Genomic DNA, 16,109 nt, shown 5'->3' on the forward strand with positions numbered 1-16,109 from the left:
TAGTGTTATGGGTTTGAAAATTTTATTTCTTGTTTTTCATGGATTTAGTGCGCACAATGGTATCAGTAAAAAGATATTTGGACAGGTAAAAGGTTTGCAGGACTGTGGAGCCGATGTTAGGCTTTGTCATTACGAGGTGTTGGATAATGGTCATCGCGTTTGGAAGGTGAACGAAAAATTACTCGCTGATTTTGGGAGTGGTCATTGGGCGAAATTGAAGAAAAGAGTTGATTTTTCTGCACTAATATCATATGTGCAAAAGGAAGGTATAAATTTAGTTTACATACGATCCTATCACAATGCAAGTCCGTTTTTGAACGATGCGGTGCAGCAGTTTCGTCAATCGGGAGCCCAAGTTGTGATGGAAATTCCGACCTATCCTTATGACCAAGAATATATCCGTCTGCTGGACAAAATAGTGCAGTGGCCAGATCGTATTTTCAGAAGATCTCTGGCCGAGCGCCTCGATGCTGTCATTACATTTGCTCAAGATGAGCAGATCTTTGGACAAAAGACCATCCGTATTTCCAATGGCGTTGATTTCGATTCACTGCCAGTCCGCGTCCCCACTGCTCGTGTAGCTCATGAAATTCACCTTTTGGGGGTTGCCGAGATCCATTACTGGCATGGTTTTGATCGCGTGATCAAGGGCTTGGGCGATTATTATAAAAAGCATCCCCAGACGAAGTATTTTTTCACATGGTGGGCAACCTCAGTGGCAAGGTGGAGCAAGATGCGATATTCGACGCCATTAGCGCAGGTGATGTCAAGGATTATGTGTTTATGCATGGAGCCCTGTGGGGTGAAAAGCTGGACAACATGTTTGACCTGGCAGATTTTGCCATCGGCAGTTTAGCAAGGCACCGCAGCGGAATCACCTACATTCGGACTTTAAAAACCCGAGAATATGCGGCGCGCGGTATCCCATTTATTTATTCCGAGATTGATACAGATTTTGAAGGCAAACCCTATGTTTTAAAAGCAACGCCAGATGAAACGCCCCTCGATATTGCGCAAATAGTAGACTACTGCTCTACATCGACCTTATCCCCCCAAGACATTCGAAGGATATCTATGATTTATCATGGAGTAATCAAATGAAAAAAGTGATTGATAGTTTAAAGCTAAACTGATGGCAGCATATTTAAATAAGATTAGAGACAAGATTCGATATAATGCAATTATCGAATGGTACAATTTATTATTCTTAATCACCAATAAAAAGCAGCAGATTGTACCCAAAGTGTCCACGATTGAAGCAACTATTGAAGAAATTATTGCTACCCGCTGTTCCGTTAGTCGATTTGGCGATGGAGAGCTGCTTTTGATCGGTGGAGAGGGCATTCGCTTTCAGCAGCGTGACGCCAAGCTGGGCGAGCGACTAGCTGAAGTATTGTTGAGCGATAAGCCCAACCACAAAGTATGTATATCCGATGCTTTTACAGATCTCAGCAGATACAACAGGAGAGCACGCAGGTTTTGGCGAGCACATTTTTATCTCTACGGTTATCTGTGGGACAGATACCTCAATAAAAACAAGACCTACGGCAATACTTTTATCACACGTCCCTATATCGATTTTGATAATAAGAGTCTTTCAGCGCATTGGTTTTCACTTTTAAAGCACATTTGGCAAGGACGTGATGTCGTTTTCATCGAAGGCGAAAAGAGTCGACTAGGCATGGGCAATGATCTTTTTGATCAAGTCAAGAGTATTAAGCGTATTCTCTGCAAGTCAAAGGGAGCATTTGATCAGTACGATGATATTATCCACGAAGCACTTAAGCTGGATCAAAGTACCCTTATTTTAATTGCATTGGGACCAACCGCGACCGTACTTGCTTACGATTTGAGTCAGTATGGTTACCAGGCCATTGATGTCGGCCATATTGATATTGAGTATGAATGGTTTAAAATGCGCGCTACGCATAAAGTCAATATTAAGTCCAAATATGTAAACGAAGTGCATGGCGGCGACCAGGTGATCGTCCAAGACGAAGAGCGCTATCAAAGTCAAATTCTAAAAAAGTTGGTATAACGGAATGAAAATTTTATATTATCTGCCCTCTCTTTATCCTGCAGGAGGATTAGAAAGGATCATTATTTTCAAAGCAAACTACTTTGCCACACATTTTCCAGATTATGAAGTCGTCATCATGACATCGGAGCAACGTGGTAAGCCCACTTTTTACCCTTTATCCGACCAGGTCAAACACATCGACTTGGATGTCAGCATCGATTATCCATTTGATCAGTCTTTGTTAAAAAAATTTTTTCTTTTTCCTTTTCGCTATTCTACCTTTAAAAAAAGATTTATAAAGCAATTGAGCAAGAAAAGCCAGATATTGTTATTTCGACCATTAGACGGGAGATTAATTTTTTACCTTATTGAGGGACGGGAGTTTCAAGATCGCAGAATTGCATGTGACAAAAGAATTTTATCGTCCCAATTTTGATAGCAATTTAAACAATTGGTTGCAGCAGCAGCGCGATCGGAGCAGAGCAAGTAAACTTAAAATGATGGATGCGGTTGTTTTTTTGACCCATCAAGAAAAGTATCTGTGGCCAGAACTTCAGCGTGTACATGTTATTCCCAATCCGTTGGTTTTCAGTGCTGCGACCATTTCAAGTTGTACCGCAAAGCAAGTGATTGCAGTCGGTCGGTATGTACCACAAAAAGGTTTTGATTTGCTGATCGCTGCCTGGGCCATCGTGAACGGACGTCATCCAGACTGGGTATTGAAAATTTATGGAGAGGGTACAGGTGTAGACCTGCAGGGCCAGATCGACCGATTAGCATTGTCCGATGTTTGTACCTTACGACCCACCACCAGTGCCATTGAAGAAAAGTATGGTGAAAGCTCGATCTTTGTGCTATCATCGCGTTATGAAGGTTTTGGGATGGTATTGGCCGAAGCCATGTCTTGTGGCTTACCAACTGTCGCTTTTAACTGTCCCTCGGGACCTAGTGAGATCATCAAGCATGAGGTAGATGGCTTTTTAGTAGATAATGGCCATATTGCACAGCTGGCCGATCGTATTTGCCAGTTGATTGAAGATGAGGCCCTGAGAAAAGAGATGGGGATGCGCGCAAAGGAAAACAGCGCACGCTTTCATATGCAGAATATCGCTCTGCAATGGAAAGAACTCTTTGATACGTCCAATCAAACCTTTAAATAACATCCGATTTATCCATTATGAAAAAGAAACTTAAACTTGCTTACATCGTTCCTGGGATATTTTATCCCAGTGGTATGGAACGGGTATTGACAGCCAAAGTCAACTATTTTGTCCATTATTTTGATTACGAAATCCATATTTTTGTTACCGATGGAAAAGGGTTGGAGCCCTACTATCCATTAGATGAAAGGATCCATTTACATCATTTGGACATTAATTTCGATGGTATTTTTAGGTTCTCACTTTTCAAACGGTTACGCTTATATATAAAAAAGCAACGGCTTTTCAAAAAACGGCTGGAAGCACAATTAACGGCCTTACGTCCTGATATTACGGTGTCCTTGTTGCGGCGTGATGTCAATTTCTTAAATGATTTAAAAGATGGTAGCCTTAAAGTTGGCGAGTTGCATTTCAATAAACTTGTCTATCGCCAATTTACCGACCGTCGTTTTCCAGTTTTTGTCCAGAAAGCGATTTCGTCTGTATGGCAGATGCAGCTGCTAAAAAATTTGCGTAAACTAGCAGCTTTTGTTGTCCTGACACATGAAGATGCCGGCTATTGGCAAGGTCTTGACAATATCTCGGTCATCCCCAACCCTTTATCCTTTTATCCCGTTCAGGCTGCCGCATTAGACAATAAACAAGTGATTGCTGTGGGTCGGATGACCTATCAAAAGGGTTTTGATATGCTTATTGAAGCCTGGAAGGCTGTATCGTCCAAACACCCCGATTGGATTTTGAAGATCTATGGAGGCGGAGAAAAGGAAGCGTATCAGTTGCAGATTGACAGGCTCGGGATCGGCGCAACTTGTTTACTGGAAGACGGTACCGATACGATTGGAGAAAAATATGATGAGAGTTCGATTTTTGTTCTCTCCTCGCGATATGAAGGGTTTCCTATGGTTTTGGGCGAAACTATGGCTTATGGTGTCCCTCCTGTATCGTTCACCTGTCCATGCGGCCCCCGTGATATTATTATCCATAAGCGCAATGGTCTGTTGGTCGAAAATGGTCATATTCCACAGCTGGCCGATCATATTTGTTACCTGATAGAAAATGAAACAGAGCGCAAAATAATGGGTCAAAATGCCCGAAATGACGTTCAAAAATTTGATATTGCACCTATTGCTCTTCAATGGCGCACTCTTTTTGAATCTTTAAAACAAATTTAGCAGACGATGATGAATAAAAAGATGAAGTCTCCTTGGTATCAAAAATATTTATCAGCCTACAATGTTTCTCCCAATGAGGTGCCGACGGCTGTCATAGATCTGATCGCTAGCCAATTAAAACAGCAGCAGAGTGAGCATCCGCTCGTGACAGTTTCGGTCATTGCTTACAATGAAGATAAAAATTTATGGGCTTGTTTATGGGCTTTAAGCGATCTTTCATCACGATACCCCATCGAAATTATAGGGGTTAATAATAACTCCACCGATAGCACAGAAACTATTTTTAAGCAGTCCGGGATACCCTATTTCAACGAAGTGCAAAATGGCTGCGGATTTGCAAGAAAATGCGGACTAGAGCATGCTAGAGGTGCGTATCACATGAATATTGATGCCGACACCTTATATCCTGTTGACTATGTCAATATTATGATCGGTCATTTAGAGCAGACCGGCGTCGTTGCAGTGAGCTCTACTTGGGGTATGTCCCCGATAAAGAGCATACCGCATTTTCATTGTGGCTCTATGAGCGCATGCGTGATATCTTTTTATACTTGCAGTCTATAAAACGGCCAGAATTGAGCGTTCGCGGGCTGGTATTTGCTTATCGTACCGCTTTAGCACAAGAGATTGGCATACGCACCGACATCAAACGTGGCGAGGATGGCTCACTGGCACTGGGGTTGAAAAAATTTGGTAAAATTGTTTTTGTTCGAAATAAAAAAGCCAAGGCGATTACGGGGTATGGTACGATCAGTGCAGACGGCTCCCTATGGAATAGCTTTAAGATCCGGTTTATAAATGGGATTAAAAATATACCACTAATCTTTTCTAAAAAAGATCAATATAAAGATGAAGACTCAAATTTAATTGATCCCAAAAATAAATAATCTATTTTTGTCTCCTTATAGCGATCTCCTATGTTAGAGTTTATATTTTGGTGCAGTTTGCTCTTAGTGTTGTACACCTATGTGGCTATGCCATAGTCATTTATGTATTAGCCAAATACAGGCCTTATCAGACTCAGGAAGAGACGGTTTGTCAGCGTAAAGACGAGCTTCCAGAGGTCACGCTTTTTATTGCGGCCTACAATGAGGCGGATATTATTGCCGAAAAAATGGCAAACTGTAGGGCCCTGGCTTATCCCAATCATAAGTTAAAGATCCTCTGGGTGATTGATGGCAGTACCGATCATAGTGAAGTTTTATTGCAGCAGTATCCCGACGTGCAGGTCGTGAGTTCGCCCTTACGTAAGGGCAAAACGGCGGCGATCAATCATGGGATGGGTGTAGTCCATACGCCCATTGTTGTTTTCAGCGATGCCAATTGTTTGCTCAATACCGATGCCCTGACGATCATCGTCCAGCAATTTAATGATCCTAGTATTGGCTGTGTATCGGGTGAAAAAGAGTTGCCTTTACCGATGCCGATACCATATCGTCCAAAGGCGAGGGTACCTATTGGAAATATGAGTCCTTATTAAAGAAGCTGGACTTCCAGTATTATTCCGCAGTAGGAGCTGCTGGCGAGCTATTTGCGATCCGTACGGCCTTGTTTACGGTGATGCTAGAAGATACCCTTTTAGATGATTTTATGTTATCAATGGGCATTGCGCAAAAAGGCTATCGTATCGCCTACACCCCAGATGCCTATGCCGTAGAGTCCGGTTCGCTCAATATGGAAGAAGAGGCAAAGCGCAAACGTCGCATTGCAGCTGGTGGGTGGCAGTCCATCAGCAGGCTATTGCCTCTGCTCAATATCTTTGATTATGGCAAGTTGAGCTTCCAATATCTGTCGCACCGCGTACTGCGCTGGTCGGTCACCCCTTTTGCTTTATTTGCCTTGTTGCCCTTATCCATTATTATTGGACTAAGACATGTATCACCTTATAATGTGTTTCATATCATTTTTGTAGGTCAAGTATTATTCTACCTTTGTGCAGCTTTTGGGTATCTGAATAAAGATAAACCCAAAGTATCTAAACTGTTTTATATCCCCTATTATTTTATATTTATGAATGTAAATGTCGTGCTGGGGATTTACTACCTATTGGGCAATCAGCACCGTGGCATATGGGAAAAGTCACAGCGGAAATAATTTAGCAAAACATGATGGAGCAAAGAGCATTACATAACTTAAAATATTTGGAGAAGATCTTAGATCTGACCAGCGATACCTTATTCTTGATCGATCAAGATAATGTATGTGTTGATGCCATTATCAAGACCGACAATCCAATAATCAATCCTCGGACCGAGTTGATCGGCGCTAATATGCTCGATCTTTTGCCTTTATCCACTGCGCAGCTTATGGAGCAGGAATTTAATCAATGCCGTCAGACCGGGGACACCTCCAACCTGAACTACGATCTTCCAGCGCAAGATCAGACCTACTTCTTTAAATTTATCATCCATAAATTTGACGAGGAGCATTTGCTGTGCCAATATCGCGATATTACCCAACGCAGCAATATGAAACATCGTCTCAAATCTGCCTTAAAAGCACAGCTTGAAGTAGGCAAAGTGGCGCAGATCGGTCATTGGCGTTGATTGCCAAGATCAAAACTTTTTGCATACCGGTTATTCCAATCTCTTGCGTACGAATTTGCTCGAAGCCAAAATTACGTCATTGAATGATTTGTTGGCGTCCATTCATCCCGATGATCGCGAAAAGATGCGCAAATTTGTCAACATTGATTCAACTGAATTTAAAACATTGGAATACCGCATGATCCTTCCCGATCAGCCGATTGCGTATATACGCGCCACAAAATATGCGAGATATTTGGAAAATGACCATACGATCATGGACGGATTTTCGCAGAATGTAAGCGATTTTATGAAAAATAGAAATGAACTAGAAATGGTGTTGGCCGTTGTTCATAATGCCCCATACAGTATTTTTGCTTGTCATACCGATGGGCAGCTGGCTTTTGCCAATAAAGCCTGCCGTCAGCAGAATGGTTTATCTGATGAAGAAGAGATTACCCATATGCTGGTGTACGAGCGATTGAAAAATTTTAGTTCAAAAGAAGAGTGGGAAGCCTTCTTTCAAAAAGTACAAGATGCGGCAGGTTATCTCCAGTACCGATGTGACATACCCTATCCTGAAATGGATATCATCGGTTCAGAATGCAGTTCCTTGATTATTAAAAATGGGAATGGGGAAGATATTGTCTGGACCATTCAGCGGGATATTTCCGATCAGATCAGATATGAAGAGCAATTGCTGCGCTCCAAAGAGGCTGCTGAAGAGTCCGAAAAATTAAAATCAGCCTTTATTTCCAATATGAATCATGAGATCCGTACCCCTTTGAGTGCTATTATTGGTTTTGGTAATATTATTGCGGAAACACCAGATCCCGAATTGCGCAAAGAGTACGGCGAGATTCTGACCACCAATAGCAACCAGTTATTGCGTTTGATTTCAGATGTACTGGAGATGTCCCAGATGGATGCAGGCAAAATGCGGTTTAATGCAGATCTGGTATCCCTCCAAAGCATCCTCAATGAGCTCTCATTAAGTTTCAGCAACTTAGAAGATCATCCGGTGCTTATTATCGATATACCCGAAAAAGAACTCACGGTCCAATTAGACCGCGGTAGAATCATGCAAGTGCTGGTCAATCTGATCAACAATAGCATGAAATTTACCCCTCCGCATGGTGCTGTTCATATCGGTTACCGGATAGGCGAGGACTTTTTTGAGCTTTATGTCAAAGACAATGGCATCGGTATTCCCAAACATCTTCAGCAATCGATCTTCAACCGTTTCTTTAAGATCAATGAAACGGCCAAAGGTACCGGGCTGGGACTGTCCATTTGCAAAGCCATCATTGAGCAGATGCATGGTACGATCACGGTCGAATCCGAAGAAGGTCAGGGAACCACCTTTAGCATCAAGCTCCCAATTCACAATCCTGATTTATAAAGCTGTTACCGACCTATGAATAACCGTCCAACACCTCAACCGCTCCGCATCCGTGCCTCTTTGGGCAAAGTCGCCGCTGTGATATTGATGGTGGTCACCTCCCTATCTTTTCTGGCCTTATATGTCTCTCCCGATACTTTTGTATTTTTTCAATGGATCGGTGTTGTCCTGCCGATGTTGCTCTTTTGCAATTTGTTTGTGTTAATTATTGCTTGGTACAAAAAGAGTTGGTATAGTATTTGTCCGCTAATTGCGATACTGGCCAACTTCCATTACTATCCACATAAGTTTCAGATGCATCAACCGGAAGAAGGGAATTTGGCTGAGATTAAATTTGCGACATACAATGTCCACGAGTTCAAAATGATCTATAATTTATCTTCTATGGAACAGATTGCAGCGTATTTTTCGACCAACCAAGTCAATACCATTTGCCTGCAGGAAGTTCCTGCAGATTGTACAGAGGCAGATCTCAAGCAGATCTTTAGCAGTATGCCCTATGTCGTGATCACCGGAGGAGGGGGACAATATGATCAACTCGCTATTCTTAGCAAATACCCTTTAGATTCGATTTCGACGATTTCCTTTCCCGAGCGTCCCAATTGTGCCTTATTGGCCGATATAACGGTCAATAATAAAAAGATTCGTATTGGCAACTTCATTTACAGACGACCAACTGGAACCAGGTCAAAGGGACACTTCTTTACCAAGAAGATACACGTCATAGCTGGACTGATGCCCTGGGTACGATCTCCAATAATTTCAAATTCAGAGGTCGCCAAGTGGATTCCCTCAGGCGCATATTGGATGGCTCACCCTATCCGTTGGTCGTGAGCGGCGATTTTAACAATACACCCGTTTCCTATGGTTACAATACGATCAAAGGTGATTTGGAAGATGCGTATCTTGAGGCCGGCAATGGCTATGGCTATACTTACCGTTATTTTATGAAGCTGTACCGCATTGATTTTGTCTTGTATTCAGGAACAAAACTAAAAGCGAAAAATTACCGTATCGGTGATATTGACTTCAGTGATCACTCCCCTGTATTGGTCGATATGGCCATACATTGATCTTACCTGTAACAATTTTATCCCAAATCACGGTTATACTCTTAAAAACTTCGTTATTTTCAAAAAATTTTTTAATTTAATGGTAGCGGATTTTTGATTTTAAATTATATTTACAAATAATGTTACGGATGTGTCCCTAACATTGTGTAAGCTGCAAATGACCTATGGAAATTGATTTTTCACATTATAATATCCTTGTTGTTGAGGATTCAGACTAAACCGTTACGTATTGAGGGAGATTCTAGAACGGGAGTCTTTTAATGTATTTCCTGCGCCCGGCGCTTCCGTAGCATTTGAAGTTCTTCAAAAAGAAAGAATAGACCTCATTCTTATGGATGTGATGATGGGTGTAACCAATGGTTATGAGCTTACCCAGCAGTTAAAATCAATGGATCTGTATAAGCATATTCCAGTAATTTTTATTACAAATTTAAGATCGCCCGAAGATATTGTACGGGGCTTTGACAGTGGTGGCGTGGACTATATACCAAAACCCTTTAATAGGAAAGAGCTACTGCAGCGTGTCAAGCATCAGATCAGGATACTAGCTTCCAATGAAACAATCGCAAAGCAGACCGAAGAACTTAAAGCGGCCATTAAAAACCGCGATAGTATGTATGCTATTTTAGCACATGATCTGCGCAGTCCCATTTCTTCACTTAAGATGATCTTTAATATATTAGCGGTCAAAGCGGAAGAAGAAAATAATGGCTATTCAGCTATGGTCAACACCGGAAATGATATTGCCGAGCAACTTTTTAGTGTGCTGGACAATTTACTCAAGTGGACCAAATCAAGTCTTGGCATACTTAGTTTTATACCGCAGCAAATTCACTTAAAAGATTTGATATTGGGGGTTGTTGAGACACTTCAGCCTTCTGCAAATTTAAAACATATCAATCTCGATCTCGAACTGCAACAGGGACTGGAAATCTTTTTTGACGTGGATATTATGAAAAGTATACTCCGAAATCTGTTGATCAATGCAGTTAAATTCAGTCATGAAGATTCTGTTGTTAAGCTGACTTTACATCAGGATGGGGATTGGGCCGTTGTTGAAGTTATCGATAGCGGTGTCGGTATGAGTGCACCAGCCCAAGAGCAGTTGCAGAAACAGATTTTTAGACATGATGCGGTCACTGCGATGGGAGAAAAAGGTACGGGTATGGGACTATGGGTAGTCTCTCATTTTATTCATGCGCACCAGGGTGAATTCTTTTTTGAATCTGAGGAAAATGTAGGTTCACGTTTTGGTTTTAAAGTCAAACTCAGTACCGGCGATTTATCTGTCTAAACTAGTTTTTACGTAAAAGATGCACGGTTTATCTGCAAGCAGAACCGTGCAATTATAATTAAGACAGATTTTTAAAATAAGCAATTGTCTTTATAAGTCCTTCTTCCAGTTGGATTTTTGGTTCCCAGTTTAATTTTGCTTTAGCCAGATCAATATCCGGTTTCCTTTGTTTAGGATCATCAGAGGGTAGAGGCTGAAAGATAATTTTTGACTTGGATCCGGTCAGTTCAATCACTTTTTCCGCAAGTTCACGGATACTAAATTCATTTGGATTACCCATATTGATCGGACCGATCGTGTCATTTGAGCTTGCCATCATCTTGATCATCCCCTCGACCAGATCATCCACATATTGAAAACTTCGGGTCTGCGAGCCATCTCCATAGAGCGTGATATCTTGGTTGTTCAAGGCCTGAATGATGAAATTAGATACCACGCGCCCATCATTAGGATGCATGTTGGGTCCATAGGTATTGAATATCCGGATGATTTTGATCTTGACATGATTCATGCGATGATAGTCCATAAACAGCGTTTCGGCACATCTCTTTCCTTCATCGTAACAGGAACGGATACCGATGGGGTTGACATTTCCCCAATACGATTCTGTTTGCGGATGCACGATCGGGTCACCATAGACCTCACTGGTAGACGCTTGCAATATTTTGATGTTTAACCGTTTTGCCAATCCCAACATATTGATTGCGCCCATTACCGAAGTTTTCACAGTTTTGATTGCATTAAATTGATAATGTATAGGTGAGGCAGGGCATGCCAGATTATAGATTTCATCTACCTCGATAAAGTAAGGCATCGTGACATCATGTCGGATGGCCTCAAAGTATGGATTTGATAATAGTGGCGCTATATTCTCTTTAGACCCTGTAAAATAGTTATCCAAAGAAATGACCTCATTGCCCTCATCGAGCAATCTTTTGCACAAGTGCGAGCCAATAAAACCAGCTCCGCCCGTTATCAATATTCTTTTTTTCATGTATATTCTTTTATAAGAAGTTGAACATTACGAAGATATAGATATAGCAGTTGTCAGACAAATTTATTCCGCTTCGTATTGAAATTTAGTAAATAATTCACTAATTTCGATACATGCACGTATCTACGGTAACCGCCTTATATGTTGCGAGTTAAAAATGGTTGCCGATGATGTTGTTTTAGTATACTTAGATGAGAGAAATTAAGAGAATAGCCTGTGTTGGAGCAGGGTATGTAGGTGGTCCGACCATGTCGGTTATTGCTCAAAAAAATCCAAATATTACCATCACTGTTGTTGATTTAAATCAGGCCCGTATCGATGCTTGGAATGACCCCGATCTAAACAATCTTCCTATATATGAGCCCGGTCTGGATGCGGTCGTTGCTGAAGCCAGAGGTCGCAATCTTTTTTTCTCGACCGATGTCGATAAAGCGATTGAAGAGGCCGACATGATCTTTATTTCGGTCAATACCCCAACCAAGACTTACGGCAAGGGCAAGGGACAGGCAGCCGATTTAAAATATATTGAACTATGTGCCCGTCAGATTGCGCGAGTCGCCAAAGACGATAAAATTGTTGTTGAAAAATCTACTTTACCTGTACGCACGGCCGCAACATTGAAGAGTATATTGGATAATACCGGAAACGGTGTCAATTTTCATATTCTCTCCAATCCCGAGTTTTTGGCAGAAGGTACGGCTGTGCCCGACCTGCACAGCCCCGATCGGGTATTGATCGGTGGAGAAGATCAGGAAGCCATAGAAGCTCTGGTGCAGATTTACGAAGCTTGGGTGCCCAGAGATCGCATATTGACCACCAATCTATGGTCTTCCGAATTGTCAAAACTCGTAGCCAATGCTTTCTTGGCACAGCGCGTATCTTCGATCAATGCCATTTCCGAGCTGTGCGAAGTGACAGGAGCCAATGTAGATGAAGTGTCACGTGCCATTGGTTATGACTCCCGGATTGGGCCTAAGTTCCTGAAGGCATCTGTCGGGTTTGGTGGTTCCTGTTTTCAGAAGGATATTTTAAATCTCGTGTATATCGCCCGTTCCTACAACTTAACTGCTGTTGCTGATTATTGGGAGCAGGTCATTTTGTTAAATGATCATCAGAAAGAGCGGTTTGCACAGCATATCATTAAGACCATGTACAATACGGTCAATGGTAAGAAAATCGTGTTTTTAGGCTGGGCCTTTAAAAAAGATACCAATGATACCCGGGAGTCTGCAGCCATTTATGTTGCCGACCATTTATTAGAAGAAGAAGCGGAGATTGTTGTTTACGACCCTAAGGTGTCTGCAGAGCAGATCTACCGTGATCTGGATTACTTGGGCACGCGTTCTCCGGCAGAAAACCGCCGTTTATTGACGGTTGTAAGCGAGCCTCATCAAGCCCTGACAGGAGCACATGCGGTAGCGATATTGACCGAGTGGGATGAGTTTAAACAATACGATTGGGCACAGATAAAAGAAGCAATGAAAAAACCAGCTTTTGTATTTGATGGCCGCAAGATTTTAGATAGAAAGCAGCTCGAAAGATTCGGTTTTCAGTACTATGCTATTGGCGAGTAGCAATACGCAAGTTGTTTAGGATCCTCGAAAGATTCGGTTTTCAGTATTATGCTATTGGCGAATAGCAAATTGAAAGTTGTTTCTGAGCTATTCTAAACAACTTTCAATTTTCCAGTATGTGCTGATATTTGATTGCCCAGGTTAGAAGCGCATTATTTTCTTCTCCTAGTGAAAGCTTGCGACAGATACGGTGGCGCGTATTTTTAATCGTGTATGGGCTTAAGCATAGTTTATCTGCGATATATTTGGTCGTATACCCATTGGCGATTAATACTAACACCTGTTTTTCCGAAGAGGTCAATCCAGCTAGATTCATCTCTGCATTAGGATCGGTATACGTGTTGAGCAGACGCTGCAATACGATATGCGTTCCGGCATATAGGCGGCTTTCATTCAGTGGTTTTATAATATAATTGTCCGGATTTACAGCCGTTGTCCGATCGATACTCTGCTTGGATTCAAACGATGTGATAAAGATGAGGGCAAATTGCTTTTCAGCTTTATATTTCACCATCAGATCAATTCCATCACAATGATCCTGTAATTGAATATCGCACAGGACCAGATCCGGTTGTTGTACCTGCATGTACGTGTCGACCTCTTCAACAGAAAGTGCAATATTAATCTGTATATTCTCATAAAAAGAATAGAAATGTTGCTCTATAAAACGCGCGATTATCATTTCATCTTCGATAATTAATACTTTTATTTCCATAAACCTTTTTTAAATTCAAATTGATAGTGATACCCATTTTTATGATCGATGGTGACCTCTCCCTTGATTTGTCGTGTGAGGTCTCTGATCAGTGCGATTCCCAAAGACGAGCCGGCCACTAATGTATTTGATCCGATGCCATTGTCCCGGCATTCTATCATCAATTTGTCCGTAGACAGTTTGATGCCTAGCGTGATTTTAGCAGACACCTTCCTTTCATCCGGAAACGCATACTTATAAGCGTTGGTTAGAAGCTCCGTAATGATTAAACCTAATGATGTTGATATATGCGTGGGGATCCAATAATCGGGTACACAGTATAGGTCGATCTCAATCTTTTTCTTTGGATCATATAGCATTTGAAGGTAGCTTATGATTTCTACCACCAGTTGATCTAATTTTAATTTATTCCCTTTATTATAGACCAGGAGTTGATTAACGAGCATCATGGTATGGATGCGGCTTTGCATCTCCTGAATGCCGGGATTGTTGGCCAAGCTGTTTTTATTTCCTTTTCGATAGAGACTTCCCAGACTATATAAAAGCTGCAGATTGTTTTTAACCCTGTGGTTGAGCTCGTCAATTAAAGTTTCAATGTATTTATTTTTTTCTAAGAGCTCCACCTGTTGTTCATTTAGAACGATATTGGCCAAATGCAGTTCAGCTGTTCGTTCTTCCACCCGAATCTCAATTGATTTGTGATATTCGAGTTCCTGCTTGCGGATTCGTAATCTGATCGCAATTAGAAAGATAATGGTTATGCTGAGTATAAATAGTTGAATCGCGGCCGGGATATAAGTAGTGATTTTTCATCCATCTTGATCAACAAAATCACAATTAACCCGATTCCTAATGAAAAACAGGTCGCGCCATAGGCCAGGAATCGCTGTGGTTCGTCCACCTTTTTCCAGAGATAAATAAATAGAGTCGACAAATAAGCAATGTGTATCGCTCCTAAAATAAAATTAATGCGGTTGGAAAGAAAGTAATTGGAGGTTGTATAGCAGTATATAAAGCTGAAAACAGCAAACGAGATCACCAATAAGCAGATGAGGATTGCCAGTTTATAAAATTTTGAACTCAGTTTTTTAAGATTTAGAAAATCCAGGAGCAACAGGTAGAAGCTGATCGTACCGAGCCGATAAAATAATGGAGCGATGGTCCAGCCCAATCGTGGATTTTCAGGAAAGAATAAGTCTATAAAGTCCTTCTGTAGCGTAAAACTATATATTCCTACTGCCATTAAAAAGGTGAATATCCAGATATAGGGGCGATAGTGTGATACTAGCCAAGCCAGTGCGATATAAAGCAACATGACAATAATCGCTCCTTCCAGGAAGGCATAGGTATTGGACTCTTTTTGTTTTCTTTTAAGGTAGCTCAGTTGGTCTTCGATGTAAAAATCCAGCTGGGGGCTATACCCCTTGCTGTGCTTAATTTTTAGTAGGCATGTGTAGGTCTTTGAGACATCAAGTTCAAGCGTAAAATGATTCCGGTCATCCCCGGGAGAAATCTCCTTAAGCGGTCTGAACAGTCCCGATTTTCGATTTTCGATCGCTGCGCTCGTGCGGTCATCGATTAAGGTGAGGTCTACATAAGTTAGATTGTTAAAAGAAAGGATATAGGTTTTTCTTTTAAGGTCGTTGCTTGCCGGAATATTGATCCGGAGCCAGTAGATCCCTTTTGCATTATATTGCTCCGGTTTAACTTGTGGGTTTTGGAAAATGGATTTATTGTGGTAATAAAACAGGGGACTGTCTTCGTTCAGATGCTCATGTGCTATAAGTATCGGCGAAATTTGAGTGGCGCGTTCTGTTTTTGCAGATCCTTTTATGGATACTACAAATAAAAAAATAGAAGAAATGGCTTGATAAGGTCAGGTGTCATTTGTTCCTGCAAATGTGCAGTATTTAGATGAGTATTGCCGTTTATTACTATGATTTTTTTTATCTAAATTGTAAATAAGACCCTGGGGTCTCTGTTGTAACATCAATTTCATCTGTACTTTTGGATAAAATTAGGAGCTGTTATAAAAGTCTTGCAAAAGATTCTTTAAAAGGATTTATTTCATTTTTATAACAACCTGATAAGCTATTCTTTGAGTTCGCTCGAAGTCCTCTAAAATTTAGTTTAATATTTAACAGATACATATGATGATTTATATTTTTATTTTAGTTTTT

At 41.2% G+C, this 16,109-nt stretch carries 20 protein-coding genes and 1 pseudogene; 17 read left to right on the top strand and 4 right to left on the bottom strand.

All coding sequences use genetic code 11. The features are described 5' to 3' along the window. Positions 1–7: 7 nt before the first annotated feature. The 16 genes and pseudogenes from L950_RS02740 (at position 8) to L950_RS37035 (ending at position 10,646) form a co-directional block, all read left to right on the top strand. Positions 8–856 (top strand): hypothetical protein, encoded by an 849-nt coding sequence (locus L950_RS02740; protein ID WP_197086191.1) that lies wholly within the window; start codon positions 8–10, stop codon positions 854–856. Then, positions 820–1,101, top strand: a complete 282-nt coding sequence (locus tag L950_RS29265; RefSeq protein WP_197086192.1) for a hypothetical protein — start codon at positions 820–822, stop codon at positions 1,099–1,101. Before L950_RS02740 ends, L950_RS29265 begins: the two co-directional genes overlap by 37 nt. 31 nt (positions 1,102–1,132) lie before the next feature. After that, positions 1,133–2,038: an SP_1767 family glycosyltransferase gene (locus tag L950_RS02745; RefSeq protein ID WP_021188942.1), complete on the top strand. Its 906-nt coding sequence runs from the start codon at positions 1,133–1,135 to the stop codon at positions 2,036–2,038. A gap of 4 nt (positions 2,039–2,042) precedes the next feature. Then, entirely contained in the window at positions 2,043–2,456 is a 414-nt protein-coding gene (locus L950_RS29270) for a hypothetical protein (RefSeq protein ID WP_197086193.1), read from the top strand. Continuing rightward, positions 2,425–3,180, top strand: a complete 756-nt coding sequence (locus tag L950_RS02750; protein ID WP_021188943.1) for a glycosyltransferase family 4 protein — start codon at positions 2,425–2,427, stop codon at positions 3,178–3,180. Before L950_RS29270 ends, L950_RS02750 begins: the two co-directional genes overlap by 32 nt. 17 nt (positions 3,181–3,197) lie before the next feature. Then, positions 3,198–4,352, top strand: a complete 1,155-nt coding sequence (locus tag L950_RS02755; RefSeq protein WP_021188944.1) for a glycosyltransferase family 4 protein — start codon at positions 3,198–3,200, stop codon at positions 4,350–4,352. 21 nt (positions 4,353–4,373) lie between these two features. Continuing rightward, positions 4,374–4,916: a glycosyltransferase gene (locus L950_RS29275; RefSeq protein ID WP_197086194.1), complete on the top strand. Its 543-nt coding sequence runs from the start codon at positions 4,374–4,376 to the stop codon at positions 4,914–4,916. An 11-nt stretch (positions 4,917–4,927) separates the two neighbouring features. Continuing rightward, positions 4,928–5,239 (top strand): hypothetical protein, encoded by a 312-nt coding sequence (locus L950_RS29280; protein WP_197086195.1) that lies wholly within the window; start codon positions 4,928–4,930, stop codon positions 5,237–5,239. Between the two features lie 50 nt (positions 5,240–5,289). Then, entirely contained in the window at positions 5,290–5,832 is a 543-nt protein-coding gene (locus L950_RS31695) for a glycosyltransferase (protein WP_231576808.1), read from the top strand. Positions 5,833–5,888: 56 nt separating this feature from the next. Then, positions 5,889–6,446: a glycosyltransferase family 2 protein gene (locus L950_RS31700; RefSeq protein WP_410528083.1), complete on the top strand. Its 558-nt coding sequence runs from the start codon at positions 5,889–5,891 to the stop codon at positions 6,444–6,446. An 11-nt stretch (positions 6,447–6,457) separates the two neighbouring features. Then, a complete protein-coding gene (locus L950_RS02770; protein WP_021188946.1) occupies positions 6,458–6,898 on the top strand; it encodes a hypothetical protein in 441 nt (146 codons plus the stop codon). Between the two features lie 55 nt (positions 6,899–6,953). Continuing rightward, complete coding sequence (locus L950_RS25695) at positions 6,954–8,279, top strand: ATP-binding protein (protein WP_156169499.1); 1,326 nt, start codon at positions 6,954–6,956, stop codon at positions 8,277–8,279. 15 nt (positions 8,280–8,294) lie between these two features. Then, on the top strand, positions 8,295–9,113 hold the full coding sequence (locus tag L950_RS02780; RefSeq protein WP_031287662.1) for an endonuclease/exonuclease/phosphatase family protein: 819 nt from the start codon (positions 8,295–8,297) through the stop codon (positions 9,111–9,113). Further along, positions 9,110–9,352, top strand: coding sequence for a hypothetical protein (locus L950_RS02785; protein WP_031287664.1), 243 nt, complete (start codon positions 9,110–9,112; stop codon positions 9,350–9,352). The genes L950_RS02780 and L950_RS02785 overlap by 4 nt, the downstream gene beginning before the upstream one ends. A gap of 226 nt (positions 9,353–9,578) precedes the next feature. Then, positions 9,579–9,869: pseudogene (locus tag L950_RS34890) on the top strand (response regulator); the annotation flags it as partial. Between the two features lie 45 nt (positions 9,870–9,914). Next, positions 9,915–10,646 carry a sensor histidine kinase gene (locus L950_RS37035; protein ID WP_410528084.1) on the top strand — a complete coding sequence of 244 codons (732 nt, stop codon included), beginning with the start codon at positions 9,915–9,917 and terminating at the stop codon, positions 10,644–10,646. A 58-nt stretch (positions 10,647–10,704) separates the two neighbouring features. On the opposite strand, the gene L950_RS02795 is transcribed toward L950_RS37035, so the two are convergent. Further along, a complete protein-coding gene (locus tag L950_RS02795) occupies positions 10,705–11,640 on the bottom strand; it encodes a UDP-glucuronic acid decarboxylase family protein (protein WP_021188949.1) in 936 nt (311 codons plus the stop codon). Positions 11,641–11,831: 191 nt separating this feature from the next. Here L950_RS02795 and L950_RS02800 point away from each other — a divergent pair, with 191 nt between their 5' ends. Next, positions 11,832–13,214, top strand: coding sequence for a nucleotide sugar dehydrogenase (locus L950_RS02800; RefSeq protein WP_021188950.1), 1,383 nt, complete (start codon positions 11,832–11,834; stop codon positions 13,212–13,214). A gap of 103 nt (positions 13,215–13,317) precedes the next feature. Here the strand turns inward: L950_RS02800 and L950_RS02805 are convergent, their stop codons facing one another. From L950_RS02805 to L950_RS36220, 3 genes are all read right to left on the bottom strand, one after another. Further along, on the bottom strand, positions 13,318–13,929 hold the full coding sequence (locus L950_RS02805; RefSeq protein WP_021188951.1) for a DNA-binding response regulator: 612 nt from the start codon (positions 13,927–13,929) through the stop codon (positions 13,318–13,320). Then, a complete protein-coding gene (locus L950_RS02810; RefSeq protein ID WP_021188952.1) occupies positions 13,920–14,609 on the bottom strand; it encodes a sensor histidine kinase in 690 nt (229 codons plus the stop codon). The genes L950_RS02805 and L950_RS02810 overlap by 10 nt, the downstream gene beginning before the upstream one ends. Positions 14,610–14,686: 77 nt before the next feature. After that, complete coding sequence (locus L950_RS36220) at positions 14,687–15,793, bottom strand: 7TM diverse intracellular signaling domain-containing protein (protein WP_316930518.1); 1,107 nt, start codon at positions 15,791–15,793, stop codon at positions 14,687–14,689. Positions 15,794–16,109 lie beyond the last annotated feature (316 nt).

Source organism: Sphingobacterium sp. IITKGP-BTPF85 (genome assembly GCF_001006065.1).
Lineage (GTDB): Bacteria > Bacteroidota > Bacteroidia > Sphingobacteriales > Sphingobacteriaceae > Sphingobacterium > Sphingobacterium anhuiense.

Coding starts and splice junctions, on each gene's coding strand:
- L950_RS02740 (WP_197086191.1), top strand. CDS start 8: ATGGGTTTGAAAATTTTATTTCTTGTTTTTCATGGATTTAGTGCGCAC.
- L950_RS29265 (WP_197086192.1), top strand. CDS start 820: ATGTTTGACCTGGCAGATTTTGCCATCGGCAGTTTAGCAAGGCACCGC.
- L950_RS02745 (WP_021188942.1), top strand. CDS start 1,133: ATGGCAGCATATTTAAATAAGATTAGAGACAAGATTCGATATAATGCA.
- L950_RS29270 (WP_197086193.1), top strand. CDS start 2,043: ATGAAAATTTTATATTATCTGCCCTCTCTTTATCCTGCAGGAGGATTA.
- L950_RS02755 (WP_021188944.1), top strand. CDS start 3,198: ATGAAAAAGAAACTTAAACTTGCTTACATCGTTCCTGGGATATTTTAT.
- L950_RS29275 (WP_197086194.1), top strand. CDS start 4,374: ATGAAGTCTCCTTGGTATCAAAAATATTTATCAGCCTACAATGTTTCT.
- L950_RS02770 (WP_021188946.1), top strand. CDS start 6,458: ATGATGGAGCAAAGAGCATTACATAACTTAAAATATTTGGAGAAGATC.
- L950_RS02780 (WP_031287662.1), top strand. CDS start 8,295: ATGAATAACCGTCCAACACCTCAACCGCTCCGCATCCGTGCCTCTTTG.
- L950_RS02795 (WP_021188949.1), bottom strand. CDS start 11,640: ATGAAAAAAAGAATATTGATAACGGGCGGAGCTGGTTTTATTGGCTCG.
- L950_RS02800 (WP_021188950.1), top strand. CDS start 11,832: ATGAGAGAAATTAAGAGAATAGCCTGTGTTGGAGCAGGGTATGTAGGT.
- L950_RS02805 (WP_021188951.1), bottom strand. CDS start 13,929: ATGGAAATAAAAGTATTAATTATCGAAGATGAAATGATAATCGCGCGT.